This window comes from Compostibacillus humi (genome assembly GCF_014637175.1).
GTDB lineage: Bacteria > Bacillota > Bacilli > Bacillales > Amphibacillaceae > Oceanobacillus > Oceanobacillus humi.
This window is the reverse complement of the sequence record NZ_BMEV01000118.1, coordinates 1-3,600: the sequence shown is the minus strand read 5'-3', so window position 1 is coordinate 3,600 and position 3,600 is coordinate 1. Positions and strand designations below refer to the sequence as shown.

General features: G+C 33.2%; 2 protein-coding genes. One reads left to right on the top strand and one right to left on the bottom strand.

Annotated features, from left to right (window positions below; all coding sequences use genetic code 11):
- A partial coding sequence (locus IEV18_RS16510; protein ID WP_188393456.1) for a glucosaminidase domain-containing protein occupies positions 1–1,918 on the top strand: 1,918 nt, incomplete at its 5' end.
- Between the two features lie 292 nt (positions 1,919–2,210).
- Here the strand turns inward: IEV18_RS16510 and IEV18_RS16505 are convergent.
- Entirely contained in the window at positions 2,211–3,521 is a 1,311-nt protein-coding gene (locus IEV18_RS16505; RefSeq protein WP_268235433.1) for a heparinase II/III family protein, read from the bottom strand.
- Positions 3,522–3,600 lie beyond the last annotated feature (79 nt).

The window sequence follows — 3,600 nt, the reverse complement described above, 5'->3', positions numbered from 1 at the left end:
TTCTGACTACGGGAACTGGTGGAGAGTAATCTTTTCAGACCGAGTAGGTTATGTCCGCAAGAGTGATGTACAAATAGGCTTCACAAAGAGCGATAAATATTTCCGAGCAGATAGCAATGTAGCGGTGTATGACAATCGCGGCGGCGGGCCGTTGAAAAAAGTGGGAGAACTGGTCAAAGGCCAAGTGTATCCACGGGTAAGCGACTATGGGAACTGGCACCGAATCGATTTTGGAAATTTCTATGGATATGTGAAGAAGTCAGAAACATCTCCAGCATCCGGAAGTGCGATAAAGAATGAGAATAAGAAGTACAAAGATCAATCCCGGACATTTACCGCATTAAAAGATGTCACGGTATATGATAATACTTCTGGGAAGCTTGTTCCGTTTGGAAAAATTGATAAAGGCCAAAGGTTTCCAATTGCTGCAGACTATGGAAAATGGTGGATTATCCTTTATTCTGACCGAGTTGGATACATCAAAAAAGAAGAAGTCAAAGTACAGGTAAAAAGTACGGATAAATATTTCCGAGTATTTAACAATTTACCTGTTTATGACAACCGTACTGGATCTTTGAAAAAAGTTGGAGAATTGGTTAAAGGACAGTCATACCCTATCCATAGTGATTATGGTAATTGGTGGAGAGTAAAATTTGGAAATATTTATGGCTATGTAAGAAAATCCGATACAGGATATGCCACCAAGAGTGAGATACCAAATTTAAACAGTGTTTATAGAAATCTTGATAGAAGTATTATTTCCGATAATAAGGTAACAGTTTATGATAACAGTTCTGGAAAATTAGTTCCTTTTGGAACAATAGAGAAAGAACAAGTATTTCCAATTGCATCTGATTACGGTAATTGGTGGCGAATCATTTATCTTGATCGCATTGGTTATGTGCGAAAATCTGAGGTTCAACTTAGTGGGTTTAGAATAAACTATTCTAAATACAATATTACATTGGAAGATGCTGCTAAAAAACAAATGAAGGTATCACCTCAAACTGACGTATATATGAATGGAGATTTATATGTACGTTGGGATGCATTTATCAGTCTAAATGGTACTAAGAGTGGTGTAATTGATAAAGGGTGGCGCATTAGAACAGGCCCAGGTACAAACTTTAAAACAGCTTATATGACAACTAGTCCGAGAGAAGTTAAATTAATTGGATATGCCAGGGATAGCAAGGGTGCAAAATGGTGGAAGATTACACGTGACTCGTTACCAAGTTATTTAGGACATTGGGTAGATGCAAAATATGAGGAAGTACTATATAACATGGACCCAGATAATTTTATTTATGATGACACACAAATATATCAGTTTTTAGATTTACGTCACTATACTGGAATTCCTTTATCGGAGTTAAGAGAACTTCTCAAAAATAAAGGAAAACTTGATGGAACAGAACAGTACTTTAGAGATGCAGCAAAGGCAGCGAGAATAAATGAACTATATCTAATATCTCATGCCCTTTTAGAAACAGGCAATGGTAAATCTGTACTCGCTATGGGTGTTCCGGTTGATAAGGATGGGAAGGTAACAAGAGACTCCAATGGAAATATCGCAAAGACAAGCAAGACTTATAAGGTAGTCTATAATATGTATGGAATTGGAGCCTATGATAAATGTGCAATTGACTGTGGAGCTGAACGCGCATTTAAAGAAAAATGGTTTACTGTAAAAGACGCTATTATAGGTGGAGCGCAATTTGCTAAAAATAACTATATTTATTCTGGTCAAAATACTATTTATAAGATGCGTTGGAACCCAGCAGCATTAGTAACGGGTTCACCTACTCATCAGTATGCTACTGATGTTGGTTGGGCTAGAAAACAGGTCAGTTATTATGCTAGGTTCTATTCAAGTGGTAAGTATAATTTGATTTTTGATATTCCAGTATATAAATAAAAAGACGAGGGTGTTGCTTTAAGCTTATAATAACACCCTCTTTTTATAATTAATGTGATTCTCATAATCAATGAAGGTTGCAAAAATAATAAATTTAATATGTTAATTATTTTGGAATTCATGTATCATTTAACTATAACAATAATTACCAGTTCCGCTTCTGGCCTCCAGCAAAAGTATTCTGTACAGATTATGTATTCACTGCCATCTATACCCGTTTTTTCGATTTACATTGAATATAATTAAATTCAAAGAGTTATCGGATATTTTTTTACATATGCAAAACAATGACCTAATTGATTATAAATTCACTTTTTATGTTTATTGGAATGTGATAGTTTGCTTTATTAGAATTAACATCAATGATTAATGTATACGTCTTAATGGGTTTATTCATTTTTTTAATATGCCAACCTAATAACTGCGGTTTTTCTTGTCCGAAAACAGTTTTAATTCTTACAGGATGATTACTTGAGATAGTTAATTGGATTATTTCTTCATTGCTTTTTTCTGATATTAAATTAATAGTCTTTTCTTCTATTACTGGAATTATTCCTTCGGCTAGATGCCACAACAATTTATAATTATTATTACCAATTTTGGAAGAACTTATGGAATCTTCTACAATTAAAATCTTCGTATCCTTATTAAAAGTGATGCACCTCTCATGAGTAATATCTTTAAATCTTTTATTAATGCCAGTAGCAGAGAAGGATTTTTTGTCAGGACTAATTTGATAATCAATTATCTTTGTCGAATTGAATTTCTTGTCTACTCTAGGCAATCCTTTATTATTTACTATTAAAGTATTATGGGCAAAGGAAGAATAACCAAACTTGGTAAATTCATTATTATAATCATATCCGTTAGGACCTGCTTCGGAAACGATATCTTGGCCATTTGCATATATCCAGACGCTTAGATCATCTGAATGCTTATGATATGCAGTATGGTAAGCGGCTGTAAAATTTATATAAACAGCGTTTTCTTTTTCTTTCCAATCGTCCCTTAGAATTACATAACCAGCTTCTTTAAAACATTTAAATGAATCCTTCGGAGGATCTCCCTTTTTCCCTGAAGATAACGAATATATATACTCTTCGTTATCTATCCATAAATCATTAAATCCTTTTAGCCCATTGAATGTATCCCCTAATGAGGGCAATGTTCCGTCAGGCTTAATAACAAAAGTACTATAGACGGCCATCTTTTTATATAAAGAATGATAATAACTATAATTTTCTATATCCTGATTGCTATTGAAAAATTTGCTTAATTTAAGTATCATTCTTGCAATAATAAAATGATAAATTGGTGAATGCTCTAAGTGGACTCCTTCATGAGAAATAAACATATCGAAATAATTTTTTAGTCTTTCGGTAGAAATGTGGTAATAGTATTCATGATTATGAATGTCATTAAAATAAAAGCTAAATATCAATAGAGCCTCATCTTGAAACATTCCATGATTTGTGTTTGTGGCATGAAACTCATCTGTTGATAATAGGTTTGCATGATATATCATGTTATCAAAGAGAAAAGTTAATTCGTTTAGGGTTAAGATATCCTTCCCGAGTTCGACAGTAAATAGGCACAAATTCACTTTTTAATAAAATGTATTTCCTATGATATCAATCTTTTCGTGGATTTGTGCTTAAAATTTTTTGAATTTTACATAGGCA